Source organism: Persicobacter psychrovividus (genome assembly GCF_036492425.1).
Classification (GTDB): domain Bacteria; phylum Bacteroidota; class Bacteroidia; order Cytophagales; family Cyclobacteriaceae; genus Persicobacter; species Persicobacter psychrovividus.
Genome location: NZ_AP025292.1, coordinates 1,615,001 through 1,631,327, shown reverse-complemented (window position 1 = coordinate 1,631,327; position 16,327 = coordinate 1,615,001). Strand labels below are relative to the sequence as shown.

Below are 16,327 nucleotides of genomic sequence, written 5' to 3'. Positions count from 1 at the left end.
GGTCTCTGGTAATAGACATAGATTAAATTTTACGGAAAAATATTATTGACTTAGCCCCTCCTTGACTTCCTCTGAATTAACAAAATCCTTTAAACCAATATTAACAGAACCGAGGTGAAACATTCTTGATTGAAACCCCTTCAATTTTATTTTCAAACTATGCGTCGAGAGTCGTTTACGATAATCCAAAGCCTCAACTTCTTCCCAAGTAATTTGAGCTTTGGTAGAACGGGTAATACCAAGATAGATAAGTGAAGCTGACGCCAAAAAAAGAAAGCAATTCACCAAAAACCACGCGATATCTTCCTTAGGGGTTAATCGATTAATACTCACTACAGAAAGAATAAGGTTTGCAATACCACAAAAAAGTGAAGACAACTTAACAAGTATAGCTCTATCAATTAATTGAATGCCTTCTTCTGTAAATGAAATCTTGGTATTTAAATATTGAAAGGTTTGGGGTAATGAAGCCATCTAATTTTATTGGTTATTATTCTAAACATACCAAATAATGCAAAACATTCAAAAAATATTTATTCATCACATTTATTTAAATGGATGTATTCTACCGTTTGAGTCTATTTCGTGAAGGAAAATTTGGTTGTGGTCTATCACGAGAGGGACTCTCGCGATAGAGAGAGTGAGAAATGGATTATTTTTGTACCTATCGGTACGGACGTTGCATGCAACGTCCCTACAATACCATAAAAATTAATCGCGGAAATCATTCCCCAAAATCACGGCAAAAAAAAGACAGCGCAAGCGCTGTCTCTACAATATATATTATTATTTGTGTCTGGATCTCAGCACATCAACGACGTCTGTCAATGTATGCCCTTTTGCTTCCAACAATACCAAATAATGGTACAGCAAATCGGCGGACTCGTTGAGGAATAATTCGGTGTTGTCGTCTTTGGCTTCAATGACCACTTCGACCGCTTCCTCTCCTACTTTTTGTGCTACTTTGTTGATGCCTCTTTTGATCAGTTTATTGGTATATGATTTTGGATCATCTTCTACTACCCGATCATGAATTGTTTTGGCAAGATGCTCGATAAAATTGAGGTTTGTGGTGTTTTCTTCTCCCCAACAGGTATCTGTTCCTTTGTGGCAGGTCGGACCGACGGGCTTTACTTTAATCAGCAGGGTGTCGTTATCGCAATCGTTCAAGATCTCTTTGACCAACAAGAAATTCCCACTTTCCTCTCCTTTCGTCCACAGGCGATTTTTCGTGCGGCTGAAGAAGGTTACTTTTCCTTCGGCTTCTGTTTTCTCCAAAGCTTCCTCGTTCATATAACCGAGCATCAAGACTTTGGCGGTTTCAGCATCCTGAATTACTGCAGGAACCAAACCATTCACTTTTTCAAAATCTACTTTCATGATTTTTTATTATTTGGTACGAACCACCACATTTTCATCTTTCAAATAAGATTTAAGCGTGGGGATCGGAATTTCTTTAAAATGGAAAATACTTGCCGCAAGTGCCGCATCGGCATATCCGTCGGTGAAAACATCTACGAAATGCGCCATATTTCCAGCGCCTCCACTGGCAATAACAGGAATGGGCAAGGCTTTTGAGAGCTCGGCGGTAATGTCCAAAGCAAAGCCTGCCTTGGTGCCATCATGATCCATGGAGGTCAAGAGGATTTCCCCAGCACCACGTTCCGCGACTTCTTTTGCCCAAGCTTGAGTATTCAGTTCGGTAGGCTTAGTTCCTCCATGTGTATGAACAATATCGACGCCATCCACATGGCGGGTATCAATAGCTACGACTACACATTGCGAACCAAATTCCAAAGCAAGATCATTGATGAGTTGTGGATTTCGGACAGCTGAAGAATTAATACTGATCTTATCGGCACCGGCATTTAGTAGCGCACGTACGTCCTCCACGGATGAGATTCCTCCACCAACAGTAAAAGGAATATTGATTTCTTTGGCCACCTGATCGACCAAATCAATCAGTGTTTTTCGATTTTCCTGCGTGGCAGAAATATCCAAAAAGACCAATTCGTCGGCGCCTTCGTCGGCATAGATTTTCGCCAAGCCAACAGGGTCGCCGGCATCTACCAGCTCCACAAAATTAACACCCTTTACGGTGCGTCCATTTTTTATATCCAGACAAGGGATAATTCTTTTTGCTAACATCGCCAATTATTTTTGAAATGAAGCCAATTGCTCAAGACTCACACGCCCTTCGTAAAATGCCTTACCGACAATGGTGCCATAAACACCGATTTGTTCCAATTGCTGAAGGTCTTCGAAGCTGGCCACGCCTCCACTGGCGATAAGTTTAACCTCAGGAAAAGCTTTCAGAATTTTCTGATAAAGGGCAGTATTTGGCCCCTGAAGCAAACCGTCCTTACTTACATCAGTGCAAATTACATATTGCAACCCCAGACCGAGGTAATTTTCAAGGAAAGGAAATAAGGATTGATCGGAAGCTTCCGCCCAACCACTCACGGCAATCTGTTCGCCATGCACATCTGCGCCCAAGATAATTTTTTCTGCACCAAAATCATTAATCCAACGCTTAAAAACATCGGGAGATTTCACGGCAATGGAACCACCTGTAATTTGATGAGCTCCAGATTCAAAAGCAATCTTCAGGTCTTCATCAGAACGCAGTCCGCCACCGAAATCTATTTGAAGATTGGTGTTTTCTGAAATACGTCTTAGCACCACATCATTGGTGATTTTGCGGGCTTTTGCGCCGTCCAAATCCACCAAATGCAGACGATGAATACCTGCTTCTTCGAATTTTTTGGCAATGACTAAAGGATCGCTTTCATAAACAGTTTTTTGGGCATAATCGCCTTTGGTCAGACGAACGCACTCGCCGTTAATCAGGTCTATGGCTGGAATGATTTCCATGGGGTAAAGGTTTAATTTGTTTTGGTGTAGAGACGTTATTCTTAACGTCTAAAAGCTTGTGAAGACGTTAAGAATAACGTCTCTACAGATCAATGAATGATTTTTATAATTTCAGAAAATTCTCCAAAATTTTTGCACCGACAGTTCCACTTTTTTCAGGATGTGCCTGAATAGCATAGAAATTGTCCTTATGAAGAGCGGGTGCAAATGGCAAAATATATTCAGTGGAAGCAATTTGAGCGGGGTTTTCCTCAGCATAAAAACTATGCACGAAATAAACATAATCGCCTTCGCTAAGCCCTTCAAATAGTGGGCTATCCATTTTTGTCAGGGCGTTCCAACCGACATGCGGAACTTTGTCCTTGGGTGGAAATTTCTTTACGGCCACATTAAAGATACCCAAGCAATCGACATCATTTTCTTCGGAATGTTTACACATCAACTGAAGGCCAAGACAGATGCCAAGCACAGGTTGTTTCAAGTTTTTGATCACTTGATCCAGGCCTTTTGCTTTGAGATAGTTCATGGCGGTCGAGGCCTCACCTACTCCTGGAAAGATCACTTTATCGGCTTGTTTCAAAATTTCCAGATCATCGGTAATGACGGGCTGAATGCCCAGGCGAATCAGTGTATTTTCCACAGATCGGACATTACCGGCGTTATATTTTACAATGGCTACGGTTTGGGGCATAATGGTTTGGTTTGTTATTTTCTGACCCACAGATTTCACAGATGAACACAGATTTTATTGACCTTGTAAGATTCAATTAATTACGCCTTACAGGGCTACTTAATAATGAATGTAGATCAGAGGACTGACGGATAAAAATTATCAATCATTTAAAACTAATCTGTGATAATCTGTGTAATCTGTGGGTTGATTTTTTATTGTTTGACAGCTTTTACAAAGGAAGCCACAGCTGTTGGAATATCGTCTTTACCTGCGGTGATCGCATTAACGAAAGCTGAACCGATGATGGCTCCTTCAGCATAATTTGTAGCGGTTTGAAAAGAATCTGCATCAGAAATCCCGAAACCGATCATGCGTGGATTTTTCAGTTTCATGGCCTGAATTCTTTCAAAATAAGAAAGCTGTGCATCAGAAATTCCTTTTCTCGCTCCAGTAGTTCCAGCATCCGAAACCATATAGATGAAGGCATCAGATTTTTCATCAATCAATCGGATGCGGTCTTCCGTTGTTTGTGGAGAAATCAAAAAGATATTCGCTACGCCATAGGCATCGAAGGTCGCTTTATAATCCTCCACAAAAGTAGCCAAAGGAAGGTCTGGGAAGATCACTCCATCAACCCCTACACGCTGACAAGCCTTACAAAATTCTTCTACACCGAATTGTAAAACTACATTAATGTACCCCATCAAAATGACCGGCACCTTAACGGTTTCACGCATACCTTCGAGTTGTTCGAAAAGCACTTTCATGCTCATGCCATTTTTCAGGGCTTGATCGTTACTTGCCTGAATCACGGGACCGTCGGCTACGGGATCTGAGAAAGGAACACCGATCTCGATTAAGTCGGCACCTGACTGATCCAAGGCTTCCAAAACCGTTCGGGTGTCATTTAAATTTGGATAGCCCGCCGTGAAGTAAACATTCAACAGCGGAGATTTATTATCGCTGAAAGCTGATTTTATTCTGTTCATCGTTACTGTGTATTTTTAACCCACAGATTACACTGATTTTCACAGATTGATTTTTTTATGGTCTAAAGTGTTTTGTCCACAGAGTAATGGAATTTATGAGATTGAATGATGTACTAAAACAATCCTTTTAATCTCATGAATCTGTGGACAAAAAAACTATTACAAATCTGCGCTCATCTGTGAAATATGTGGGTAATAATAAAAATTAATACTTACCGTATTTGATATAAGTCGCTAAATCTTTATCCCCTCTACCAGACAAATTCACCACGACGATATCCTCTTTATTGAAAGTCATTTTTTCCAAAGCGGCCAAAGCATGTGAAGATTCTACCGCAGGGATAATCCCCTCTAATTTGGACAATTTGATACCCGCATCCATGGCTTCATCGTCATTAATGGACAAGAATTGCGCGCGTTCAGAATCGAAAAGGTGGGCGTGCAATGGACCAATGCCTGGATAATCCAATCCTGCAGAAATAGAATATGGCTCGACAACCTGACCATCTTCTGTTTGCATCAACAAGGTTTTTGAACCATGCAAAACACCTTCTTTTCCTTTGGCAGTAGTTGCGGCAGTCTTACCCGAATCTACGCCCAAGCCACCTGCTTCCGTAGCGACCAATTTCACTTCCGGACGATCCATATAATGGTAAAAAGCACCCGCAGCATTTGATCCTCCACCGACACAGGCGATCACATAATCAGGATTTTCACGACCTTCTTGTTCCAACAATTGCTTTTTCATCTCTTCAGAAATCACCGACTGAAATTTGGCCACCATATCAGGATAAGGGTGCGGTCCAACGACAGAACCAATGATGTAATGCGTATCGGTTGGGTGTTGAATCCAATGGCGCATGGCTTCATTGGTGGCGTCTTTAAGGGTTTTTGATCCACTTTTGGCGGCACGAACTTCTGCCCCCAAAATCCTCATGCGTTCCACATTGGGCTTCTGACGCTCCATATCGATCTCTCCCATATAAACGATACATTCCATGCCCATCAAAGCACAAACCGTAGCGGTTGCCACACCATGCTGACCGGCACCCGTCTCGGCAATGATCTTCTTTTTATTCAAGCGTTGCGCTAACAGGATCTGACCAATGGTATTATTCACCTTATGCGCTCCTGTATGGTTCAAGTCTTCTCTTTTCAAATAAACCTTGGCCCCTACACTTTCGGACAAGCGCTTGGCATGATACAATGGCGTTGGACGACCGACATAATTTTTCAGCAAGTCATTGAACTCGGCTTTGAATTCAGGGTCATTCATAATGCCTTCGTAGGCCTGCTTCAATTCATCCACATTAGGGAAAAGCATCTCGGGAATATAGGCACCACCAAATTTGCCGTAATATCCTTTATCGTTAACATCGAAAGTAGCTTCCATTATTGTTTATTTTTCCTTGAGAATTCTTTTTAGTTCTTTGAGCTTTTCAACATCCTTCAATGCGGGCTCAATTTCAAAACGGCTGTTTACATCAATGCCTTGTGGCGCGGGTGCATGCAGACGTTTGGCTCTTTTTATGTTTTTCAGGCTCAGCCCTCCACTCAACAGGTAAGGTAAGTCTTCCGGCAATTGCTCCAACAATTTCCAATCGAAGGTTTCGCCACTGCCTCCATGTTGTTTCGTCTTTGTATCGAACAAAAATAAGTCCACACATTTTCGATAGCGGTCGAGTTGTGTTACATCGAAATTTTCATCCATCGCAAAGTTCTTAATCACTTTCACTCCCTTGGCTTTGATTGAGGCACAAAACTCCGGCGTTTCTTTCCCATGCAATTGCAGGTAATCGAATGAGCGCGTTTTGATAATTCGCTCCGCCTCGGCGATCGTTGGGTTCACCATCACCGCCACCGTAAAGGTTTCTTCGTTCAGGTGTCGAAAGCTTTCTACCAACTGATCGAGATCCTCCACATGGCGTGGAGATTTTGGGTAAAAGATAAAGCCCATGAAATCGGGTCTAAGCTTTGCTACCTGCCGGATATTTTCGTCCGAACGCATGCCACACACTTTCCACAACATCGCTTTTGTATTTTTATTATTGAGATCTTTATTGACCCACAGATTACACAGATTTTCACAGATTATATTTTGGGTATTTTCCTATTGATAAATTGAATCCACCAAAAGGAAAAAAAAGAGACGCCATCAGCTAATTTGGCCTGAATTTAATTTCAATCTGTGTTAATCTGTGAAATCTGTGGGTTTAAAATACTTTACACCAAACCATTCATAAAATCCTGAATCGCTTTCGAAGGGTCATCAGTCTTCATGAAGTTCTCTCCAATCAAGAAACCATTAAATCCTGCCGCTTTCAACTCCTTCAACTGCTCCTCATCATGCAGACCACTTTCAGAAATCTTTACCGTTCCTTCCGGAAAGAATGGTAACAGCTCCAAGCTTTGTCGGTAATCGGTCTTGAAGGTTTTCAGGTTTCGGTTATTCACCCCAACCACATCCATATCTTCATTCTGATAAGATAACAATTCGTCCTTATCATGCACCTCCAAAAGCGTATTCAATCCCAAGGATTTTGCATAGCGGGCGAAACGATGACATTCTTCGACAGTCAATGCCGCAGCGATCAACAAAATAATGTCTGCACCATAAGCCTTGGCTTCCAAAATCTGAAATTCATCGACGATAAATTCTTTGCGCAAAACAGGAATCTCAACAGCTGAACGAACTTGTTCCAAATCCGCCAAGGTCCCACCGAAAAACTGCTCGTCGGTCAGGCAAGAAATCGCGGCTGCTCCCGCATTCTCATAACCTTTGGCGGTATCGAATGGCTTAGCCGTTCCATTGATCAACCCTTTGGAAGGCGATTGTCTTTTGAACTCAGAGATAATTCCGAAAGGATGTGATTTCAATGAATCCGCAAAAGAAGGACAAACCCGACCGAACAAAGGCATGGCACGCAATTGCTCTTCAGTGATTTGAGATTTGCGAGCGGCAACTTCCTTCTTCTTCTCTAATATGATTTTATCTAATATATTCATTATTGCTATAAATGAACCCACAGATTTCACAGATGAACACAGATTTTTTTGTATTGATTCAAGCGTCCCGCTTGGATCAAGAAATTGGTTTTAGTTAGTCCAAGCGAGACGCTTGAACTAAGTTAATCTGTAAAATCTTTGGGTAAATCATCAAAATTTTTGAGACAACTCGACGAACGTTTTGAAGGATCTTAAAGCAGCACCGGACTCCAAAGACTCCTTCGCTTTTGCCATCGCCTCTTCCAATGAAAGTTCAGGTTGAGCACATTGGATACTAACCCCTGCATTGGCGATCACCACTTGCGATTGTGCGGCGGTGCTACGTCCTTCAAGGATATTCATAAAGATTGTTGCGGCATCTTCAACTGAATTCCCGCCATAAAGTGCTGCTTCGGGATGTTGATCGAAACCAAGATCCTGTGCCGAAAGCGTATGCTCTCCTTTATTATTAATCAACTTCACTGCGCCGGTCAGAGAAATCTCATCATAACCATCCAAGGCGTGAAGAATCGTAAAATTCTTTCCTGAGTTTTGGTATAAATAGCCATACAGACGAGCCAAGCCTAAATTATAAACCCCATTCACCATGTTTTTTGGCATCGACGGGTTGGTCAGTGGGCCAAGGATATTGAAGAAAGTTCTTACGCCCAATTCTTTTCTTACCGGCGCAACATTCGCCATCGCAGGGTGGAAAAGCGGCGCATGCAAAAAACAAATTCCAGCTTTGTCTAACAGCTCCTCCAACTTGTCTTGTTCATTGGTGAACTTCACACCTGCCTGCACCAACACATTCGAAGAACCACTCACCGAGCTCACCGAATTATTACCATGTTTGGCAACAGGCTGTCCCGCACCCGCAACTATAAAAGAGCTTAGGGTAGAAATATTAAAAGTATTCTTTCCATCACCTCCTGTTCCGACAATATCCACCGGATTATAAGCCGACAGGTTCACCGCATTACACATTTCCAACATCGCATCGCGGAATCCAGCCAATTCTTCCACCGTAATCGGACGCATCAGATAGACAGTCATAAAAGCGGCCATCTGCGAAGTGTTGATATCACCTTTGGCAATTTGGGTCAGGATGTGCTTTGCGGTCTCCTGATCGAGTGCCTGATGATCAAAAAGTTTGTTGAGTATTGATTTCATGATAAAGGGTTTAATATTTTTCTACCCACAGATTTCACAGATGAACACAGATTTGATTAGTTTTTTTATCCACAGATTAATGAGATTGAAAGGATTTTTTTTAGTCTTTAATCCAATCTCATAAATTCCATTAATCTGTGGACAAAATATTTTAAACATTATCAACTAATCTGTGTGATCTGTGGGGTAATAATCATCAATTGACGCCTAACCAGTTTTTGATCATCGCCATGCCATTTTCAGTCAGGATAGATTCGGGATGAAACTGTACGCCCTGCACATCGTATTTTTTGTGCTTGACCGCCATCACGCGGCCTTCATTGTCCACGGCTGTAACTTCCAGATCTCCGCTGATCGTCTCCGGTCTTACGGTCCAAGAATGATAGCGACACACTTGAAATTTTTCGGGAAGTCCATTAAAAATTCCTTCGGCTTTGGTTACCTGAATGGGGTGATCGATGCCGTGGTAAACTTCCGACATATTTTCAAGCTGCGCACCATAGACCTCACTGATTGCCTGATGACCGAGGCAAACACCAAAAATGCTTTTGCTTTCTCCGTAGGTTTTGATCACATCTAATAGCAAACCCGCTTCTTCGGGAATACCGGGCCCAGGGCTCAAAAGGATTTTATCGAACTTGTTGATAGCCTCCAAACTGATCTGATCATTACGATGAATCTCCATCTGATCGCCAAATCCCAACTCACGAATCATATGCACCAAATTGTAAGTGAATGAATCGTAATTATCAAAAACTAATATTTTCATGATTTCTCTTTCTCTTAAATAAGGTGATTATTTCGCAAACTCTTCCGCCGCATGAATGGCCTTTCTCAAAGCCGCCAGCTTGTTATTCACCTCCTGCAATTCCGACTCAGGAACAGATTTGGCTACACATCCCGCGCCTGCCTGATAATATAGTCTGTTGGATTTTGACATGAACGAACGGATCATAATCGCATGGTTGAAATCACCATTGAAGCCCATGAAACCAATCGCGCCACCATAATATCCGCGTCGGTTCGGTTCATATTTATTAATCAACTGCATCGCCATGTGCTTGGGAGCACCCGATAGTGTTCCCGCAGGGAAAGTATCCGCAGCCATTTGATAGCCCTCGGTCTGAGAGGCCAATTCGCCGGTTACTTTAGATACCAAATGAATCACGTGGGAATAAAACTGAATTTCTTTGAAAACTTCCACTTTCACTTTATCACCGTGACGGCTCATGTCATTGCGGGCCAAATCCACCAACATAATGTGCTCGGAATTTTCTTTTGGATCGTCGAACAGCTTTTTCGCCAATATCGCATCGCGCTCATCGTCGCCTGTTCGTCGGAAAGTACCTGCAATTGGGAAAATTGTGGCTTGCTTATCTTTGACCACCAATTGGGCTTCGGGCGAAGAACCAAAAATCTTGAAGCTACCGAAATCAAAAAAGAATAAATAAGGAGAAGGATTGATTGAACGCAAAGCACGATAAACATTGAAATCGTCCCCCTGAAAACCGGTAGAGAATCGACGACTCAACACCATCTGAAATACATCGCCACGCATACAGTGGCTGATGCCTTTTTTGACCACCTCCACAAATTCATCATCCGTGAAGTTCGACTCTTCATCATCATTGGCATGAAAATGATAGGTCGGCAACGCCTGCGAACGCAAAATACCAATCACCTTTTCCAAACCATCTTTGCTAAACATGCCCTCCGGCTGATGCTCAAACACATAAAGGTCATTATTGAAATGGTTGATCGCCACCACATATCGGTACACCCGATAAATCATTTCAGGCGAATCATGCCCCGAGTCCTCATTATCTGAAAAGTCCAAATCTTCATACAGCGTTACCGCATCGTAAGCCATATAGCCAAACAGCCCGTTGGTGATAAACTTCAGGTCCTTCTGTTCCTCCACATCAAAAGAAGAAGAAAAAGATTTCAAGGCATTAATCGCCTCTCCTTTGTTTTTCACTTCCAGTGTTTGTGTTGGTAAGTTTGGTCGCTGAATCGTCGCAATGCCATCCTTTACCATGAACTCGGCAACGGGATCCGAACAGATATAAGAAAAGCTGTTGTCATTGCCTCGATAGTCAGAACTCTCCAACAGGATACTCTCTGCAAACACATCTCTAAGCTTCAAATAGACGCTTACAGGTGTTACTGTGTCTGCCAAAAGGTGGCGATATCGTGTATTTATTTTTATTCTTTCCATTGATTATTCCCAAAGGATCATTGAATGATGACTACGGTGTTTTTCTTTATCGGCCACTTAACAAACCTTTAAAAAATAAAAAAGGCTTACCGTTCGGATGAACAGCAAGCCTTTAAATATCGATTAGTATAGTTTGTGCTAAGCGAGAAAACTCAGGGCATTACGGGGCTGTTCATCTTTGTAATGTAAAGATGCCAATACCATGCATGAATATGTCCTGTTGTTGTTTTCATATATCGCTAAGGTATGTAATATTATCATAATTCAAAAAAATATCCTTAAAAAATAGTCTTCCCTGCCCATCAGTTTTACCACTCCCCTTGCTGAAAATTAAGGATCGCTAAATATCGCCTGCATTAACTGACTCACCAATAAGTCGATACCCAACCTGATGGTCCTACTCTTCAGTGTGCAAAAAAAAACGGCACCCCTAAAATAGAGGTACCGTCTTGTATATGGTCATAAGCGGGTTTAAGCCAAAGTCAGCTTAACCTTTTTTCTTGAAGGTCATTTTCACCTGATCGGCTTCGTTTTTAAGGATCAACTGTCCTTTCACGATTTCAAAGTGATTCACCTTGTAGAAGTTGTTCAAAAAGATCATTTCTTCCGGAGGTTGTGCCATCATGGTAGAAGGCCCCATCAAAAATTTGATCTCCGGTCCGTTGACTTCATATCCGCCAGACACCGAATTGAATGGTTTTACCTGAAAACGATTCTCCCCTTCAAAAAAATGTAGAGGCACTGGTGGGATTTCTTCCAACTTCTCAGTTTCTTGCCCTTTAAAATCAACCATCACCCATTCGCCTTTAAGCGCATTGGCATCTACGGTTACTGATTTTTTTCCCGCTGTACACGCAAACATGCATGCAAGCATGATTACCATTAAAAAGTTCTTCATCATTGAATTGTAATTAAATTTGACCCAAAATTATAAAAAATAAGGCTCCAAAACACCACAAGTATAGATTTTTATTCGGAATGGTTATATTTTTAATCATAAAACAATGATAATCTAATACCTATAATGCAAAAAATAATTCTCTGATTTCAGCGCCATTTTTATCACACTGAAATCATATACTTCGTTTCCTAATGATTAATCAACACTTTAAAATACTGTTCCCCACCGCTTTGATTCTGCTGGCGTGCTGTTTCGGTTGTAAAAAACAAGCCGTCAAAACGGCATTACCTGAGACGCCTTTGCAGCATTTTGCAGAAAATCATTGGACAGGATTTATACTGACCGATCCACAAACAGGCCATGTTTTAGACTCGCTGAATGCCGATCAATGGTTTACCCCTGCTTCCAATACCAAATTATTCACCTTCTTCACCGCCGATTCCCTGCTTAACGATCGAGCTCCTTTATTCCGATACCATTGGCAAGGTGACAGCCTCGTGGTTCAGCCCACCGGCAACCCGACACTTTTCCATCCCGATTTTGAGGATACTCTATTACGTCAATTTTTACTGCTCGCACCCAAGGAAATTTATGTAGCACCTCGAACTTTCGAAGATCAGCCGTGGGGAGCGGGTTGGACTTGGGATGATTTTCATTTGAGCTACTGCCCTGAACGTTCGGTGATGCCCGTGCATGGCAATGTGGTGAATTATCAGTGGGACCCCTTCACGCTGAAGCCGCATTCTTCTACCAACTTTTTTAACCAAGTACCAAAATGGCGAAATTCGGGGAAGTGCATCGAGCGGGACATCAAAACCAATCAGGTGTATTATCATCCTGAGGCGTGCCCAATGACAGGAAAAACTGTTTCGGTGCCTTTTGCCACAGATCAACTGACCGTTAATATTCCATTGCTATCCTCCCTGAGTGGCAAAACATTCTTACCACTGATTCTCCCCTATCAGCTTCCCGAAGGCAAAAAGTGGGATGTGCTCGAAACTTTACCCATGGATTCTCTTTACAAAAAAATGCTACAGGAATCTGATAATTTCTTTGCGGAACAAATCATGCTCATGGCTTCGGGGGAATTGTCGGATACATTGAGTACCAAAAAAGTCATTCAGTGGGCCAAAAAAAATCAATGGATTCATGAAAATCCACGATGGGTAGACGGCTCAGGACTTTCCCGTTACAATCAGTTTACGCCACGGCAATTTGTGAAATTACTGAACCGATTATATCAAGAAGGGAAATTTGATCGCATGAAAGAAATCCTTCCTCATAATGGAGGGCATGGCACTTTGAAATACCTCTTGGAAAATGATGCCCCATTTATCTATGCCAAATCAGGAAGCATGTCGGGCATTTACTGCCTGAGTGGATATGTGGTCTGCAAAAGCGGGCGCGTGCTGTCGTTTTCGTGGTTGAATAATAATATTCATGGGAGTTATCATCCTGTGCGGAAGGCGATGTTTGAAAAGTTGAAGGAGGTTGCGGAAAACTATTGATAAATTGTCTATCGCGAGGGCCCTCTCTCGTGATAGACTCAATATACCAGACATTCATTGTACGGACGTTGCACGCAACGTCCTTTTTTTTGTGGAATGTTATTTTACCAAAGATAAATCCAAGGCCTACCAGACAAAAAAACCGACTAAAGTGGGTTGGAGATTTTGTTAAATGGAAATAATTGAGACCCTATAATCCAATAGCCCTCTCGATCTCGAACAGGGTTTCTGCATAGATTGCCTTCGATTTATTATTAATCAAACGACTGATTGTTTGTCGAGTAATATCACTTTTCTGCGCCACTTTAGAAACCCCAATACTTTTAATTACCTCACACAAGGTCTTGATATAAGAAGAAAAACTCAACTCGCGTTTGGCTTGCTTTAAAAATTCAATCTTCTCTTCAGTTGTTTCAAGGTATTCCAAATAGTTAAATTCACTTGTTTCCATTTCGCAATCCTTTTTTGATTTCCTTAATTTGATTTTGTTGTCCTGACTTAGTACCAGCTTCTAAAATCACTCCCTCATCAGTAGTAATCACCTGTATATAAATCCTATATCCTTTACTAATATCAATTCTTAACTCCCGTAAATTTGGGGCCAATTGTTTGTAATCTCCCCAATGATCATCCAACTCTATTGCTCTAATTCTCGCAAGAATCCGAACCTTCGCCGTCATATCATTCAATTTACGAAGCCACTTATCAAACTTCTTCGTCTTCTGTAAAAACATACTCAAATGTAAAAAGGTTTTTACATATAAAAAAACAGGAATCAAGTAAACATTAAAAACGAGGAGTACTTTACATTTTACACTTTCTTAAAATCTCTTATTGACAAAATAGCCACTATTGACAAGATGATCCAAAAAATAGGAGGAAGCCCTTTTCCTAATAATGAAGTAAAAAAAAGAAGAAACGTAAATCCGACCAAAATCATCACGTATAAATACCTTCTCAAATAAGTAAAGTACAAAATAAAAACAATCAATTGCACATCTACAATTACTGCGTAATAAGTAAAGTTAATTCGATCAACAGGAGTTTTGTTAAATAGATAATAAAACCCATACAAAAACACAAAGGCCATCAAAACCCAATACATTATCTTTACAATCCAACTTAATGACCTCATGCGAGTTTTTAATTGTTCAATTTATCACATTAGAAAACATAGTATATGTAATACTACCAACTCGTTTCCTACCAAGCACACGCCACTTCTTTTCCATTAAAGGCCACGCCCATCGCCAGTATTTCGGTATGTCCGGCTTCCTTCAATTCGCTGTAATATTGCTTGGTTTTGATTTGCTCCAAAGCCATATCCGCTAACTCCTGCAGACTTTCCTTGATGTCTTTGTTCTTCTTCTTGAATTCCAGTACCCATGCTTTCGGATTGCTATTGTCTTTTGGATAAATGATAATATCCGATCTACCCAAGCCACTTTCACGGTTGGATTTAACATGATAATCACCGCTCAGATGTGTCATCAGTCCCAACATAAAAGCATGGTAAATCTTCTCAGGGGATTCACCGAGATGATCGAAATCGAAAAAGCTGAAAGAGTTCAAAAAGAAGCGCTCCAAAAGGTCAGCGAAAGTCGCAGGTTCTTGTCTTAGGAATGAACCGATCAGATGTCCCTGTCGGATATTGGTTGCTTCAAGGTATTGCTCCAAAATACGCTCGTACATCTGCTTGATTTCCAAATTCGGGATGCGCAATCGCTGTCTTCGGCTTGGTGAATAACCATCGGTCGTCAGGTAGCCACTGAACAGTAAAAGTCCTAACACCGTTGCAGATTTTCCTTTGTACAAATCCTCAAAAGTCATGGAGTCCTCCACATCAGCTTCGAAGGTCTTTCCTTCCAAAAGGCCAAATAACAGGTCTTGGGTTGTTTTTTCCGCCTTCGGCAAAATCTCCTTGATCAAATCATTTGAAGAAGTATTTACCCAATAAGGTATTAATCCATCCCGAAGGTTCCCCACAAAATTCAGAATAGACCACGGATTATAAATTTTGCTGCTTCCTCCAAAGGAATAACCATTGTACCACTCCGCCACATCCTCCGATTGCTCTTGACAATTGGCATCGATCAGTAACTGATCGACCTCGGCTTGCGTCAAACCAAAACAATCTGAGAACTGATGATTCAAAATCGAATAAGTCTTAATATTATTCAATCCTGAAAAGATGTTTGCCTTTGATACCCGAAGAATCCCTGTAATGATTCCTTTGGTCAAATTGGGATTATCCTTGAAGCCCGCCGAAAGGAAATTGCGCATGAATTCCAGCATTTCAGGCAAGTAGCCGTGGGTGAAAGCCGAATGAATGGGTGCGTCGTATTCGTCAATCAGAATGACAGGAGCCACTCCATGATGTCTATATAAAATATTACTGAACTCTCGTAAAAAATTTTCTAAGCCACCAGCATTAATTGTTCCACTAACAATAGCCTTCAGATAATCTATATCAAACTCATCCAACTGATCTGAGTTCAAGAGAAATCTGAATTGATTCCTAATGGTAGCCGATAAAAGAGATATTAACTTTTGTCTGAATACCTCGGAAGAAGAAGTTGTTAATTCTTTTAAAGTCAAAAAAATCACAGGATACTTCCCCTGATGTCCCCATGCTTTGGACTGCTCAACCGCAAGACCTTTGAACAGCTTTCGGTTTTCTTCTGCTTGATCTACATCAAAAAAGTGCTTCAGCATGCTCATGTTGAGGGTCTTTCCGAATCGGCGCGGACGAGGAAAAAGGGATACTTTCGCATGATTATTGGTCATTAGTTCTTCGATCATCGCCGTCTTGTCAATATAACAAGCCTGTTGCTCGATGAACTCTTTAAAGTCCGATGAACCGATAAGGATGTGTTTCTTCATGATGCTGATTTGTACTTTTGATGCAATATAGGGAATTTTTGGATTTGATGAATGATTGCATTGTGTGGAGGTTAAACGCCATGGCCTATTTATTATCAGCTCTTACCTCACAAAATGACTACT

General features: G+C 41.4%; 17 protein-coding genes. 1 reads left to right on the top strand and 16 read right to left on the bottom strand.

Features of this window, described 5'->3' with window-relative positions; translation table 11 throughout:
- Positions 1 to 42 precede the first annotated feature (42 nt).
- The 13 genes from AABK40_RS07140 to AABK40_RS07080 all read right to left on the bottom strand — a co-directional run bounded on the left by AABK40_RS07140 (position 43) and on the right by AABK40_RS07080 (position 11,813).
- The gene (locus AABK40_RS07140; protein ID WP_338396583.1) at positions 43 to 474 is read right to left on the bottom strand and encodes a hypothetical protein; all 432 of its coding nucleotides are present in this window, start codon (positions 472 to 474) and stop codon (positions 43 to 45) included.
- Positions 475 to 786: 312 nt separating this feature from the next.
- Positions 787 to 1,380 (bottom strand): bifunctional phosphoribosyl-AMP cyclohydrolase/phosphoribosyl-ATP diphosphatase HisIE, encoded by a 594-nt coding sequence (gene hisIE, locus AABK40_RS07135; protein ID WP_332921690.1) that lies wholly within the window; start codon positions 1,378 to 1,380, stop codon positions 787 to 789.
- Between the two features lie 9 nt (positions 1,381 to 1,389).
- A complete protein-coding gene (hisF, locus tag AABK40_RS07130; RefSeq protein ID WP_332921689.1) occupies positions 1,390 to 2,148 on the bottom strand; it encodes an imidazole glycerol phosphate synthase subunit HisF in 759 nt (252 codons plus the stop codon).
- 6 nt (positions 2,149 to 2,154) lie between these two features.
- Entirely contained in the window at positions 2,155 to 2,874 is a 720-nt protein-coding gene (hisA, locus tag AABK40_RS07125) for a 1-(5-phosphoribosyl)-5-[(5-phosphoribosylamino)methylideneamino]imidazole-4-carboxamide isomerase (protein WP_338396582.1), read from the bottom strand.
- Positions 2,875 to 2,977: 103 nt separating this feature from the next.
- Positions 2,978 to 3,565, bottom strand: coding sequence for an imidazole glycerol phosphate synthase subunit HisH (gene hisH / locus AABK40_RS07120; protein ID WP_338396581.1), 588 nt, complete (start codon positions 3,563 to 3,565; stop codon positions 2,978 to 2,980).
- A gap of 194 nt (positions 3,566 to 3,759) precedes the next feature.
- The gene (trpA, locus tag AABK40_RS07115) at positions 3,760 to 4,536 is read right to left on the bottom strand and encodes a tryptophan synthase subunit alpha (RefSeq protein WP_338396580.1); all 777 of its coding nucleotides are present in this window, start codon (positions 4,534 to 4,536) and stop codon (positions 3,760 to 3,762) included.
- Between the two features lie 205 nt (positions 4,537 to 4,741).
- Positions 4,742 to 5,929 carry a tryptophan synthase subunit beta gene (gene trpB, locus AABK40_RS07110; RefSeq protein WP_338396579.1) on the bottom strand — a complete coding sequence of 396 codons (1,188 nt, stop codon included), beginning with the start codon at positions 5,927 to 5,929 and terminating at the stop codon, positions 4,742 to 4,744.
- Positions 5,930 to 5,935: 6 nt separating this feature from the next.
- Positions 5,936 to 6,565 (bottom strand): phosphoribosylanthranilate isomerase, encoded by a 630-nt coding sequence (locus AABK40_RS07105; RefSeq protein WP_338396578.1) that lies wholly within the window; start codon positions 6,563 to 6,565, stop codon positions 5,936 to 5,938.
- A gap of 194 nt (positions 6,566 to 6,759) precedes the next feature.
- Positions 6,760 to 7,542, bottom strand: coding sequence for an indole-3-glycerol phosphate synthase TrpC (gene trpC / locus AABK40_RS07100; protein ID WP_338396577.1), 783 nt, complete (start codon positions 7,540 to 7,542; stop codon positions 6,760 to 6,762).
- Positions 7,543 to 7,692: 150 nt separating this feature from the next.
- Complete coding sequence (gene trpD, locus AABK40_RS07095; RefSeq protein WP_338396576.1) at positions 7,693 to 8,694, bottom strand: anthranilate phosphoribosyltransferase; 1,002 nt, start codon at positions 8,692 to 8,694, stop codon at positions 7,693 to 7,695.
- 196 nt (positions 8,695 to 8,890) lie between these two features.
- A complete protein-coding gene (locus AABK40_RS07090; RefSeq protein WP_338396575.1) occupies positions 8,891 to 9,463 on the bottom strand; it encodes an anthranilate synthase component II in 573 nt (190 codons plus the stop codon).
- A gap of 27 nt (positions 9,464 to 9,490) precedes the next feature.
- The gene (locus AABK40_RS07085; RefSeq protein ID WP_338396574.1) at positions 9,491 to 10,912 is read right to left on the bottom strand and encodes an anthranilate synthase component I family protein; all 1,422 of its coding nucleotides are present in this window, start codon (positions 10,910 to 10,912) and stop codon (positions 9,491 to 9,493) included.
- A gap of 487 nt (positions 10,913 to 11,399) precedes the next feature.
- Complete coding sequence (locus tag AABK40_RS07080) at positions 11,400 to 11,813, bottom strand: META domain-containing protein (protein WP_332921679.1); 414 nt, start codon at positions 11,811 to 11,813, stop codon at positions 11,400 to 11,402.
- A gap of 191 nt (positions 11,814 to 12,004) precedes the next feature.
- On the opposite strand from AABK40_RS07080, the gene AABK40_RS07075 reads away from it, so the two are divergent.
- Positions 12,005 to 13,321 (top strand): D-alanyl-D-alanine carboxypeptidase, encoded by a 1,317-nt coding sequence (locus AABK40_RS07075; RefSeq protein WP_338396573.1) that lies wholly within the window; start codon positions 12,005 to 12,007, stop codon positions 13,319 to 13,321.
- Positions 13,322 to 13,511: 190 nt separating this feature from the next.
- On the opposite strand, the gene AABK40_RS07070 is transcribed toward AABK40_RS07075, so the two are convergent.
- The 3 genes from AABK40_RS07070 to AABK40_RS07060 all read right to left on the bottom strand — a co-directional run bounded on the left by AABK40_RS07070 (position 13,512) and on the right by AABK40_RS07060 (position 16,204).
- Positions 13,512 to 13,772, bottom strand: a complete 261-nt coding sequence (locus AABK40_RS07070) for a helix-turn-helix domain-containing protein (RefSeq protein WP_338396572.1) — start codon at positions 13,770 to 13,772, stop codon at positions 13,512 to 13,514.
- Positions 13,759 to 14,055 (bottom strand): type II toxin-antitoxin system RelE/ParE family toxin, encoded by a 297-nt coding sequence (locus AABK40_RS07065; RefSeq protein WP_338396571.1) that lies wholly within the window; start codon positions 14,053 to 14,055, stop codon positions 13,759 to 13,761. The genes AABK40_RS07070 and AABK40_RS07065 overlap by 14 nt, the downstream gene beginning before the upstream one ends.
- Before the next feature lie 469 nt (positions 14,056 to 14,524).
- Positions 14,525 to 16,204: an AAA family ATPase gene (locus AABK40_RS07060; protein ID WP_338396570.1), complete on the bottom strand. Its 1,680-nt coding sequence runs from the start codon at positions 16,202 to 16,204 to the stop codon at positions 14,525 to 14,527.
- Between the last annotated feature and the right edge of the window lie 123 nt (positions 16,205 to 16,327).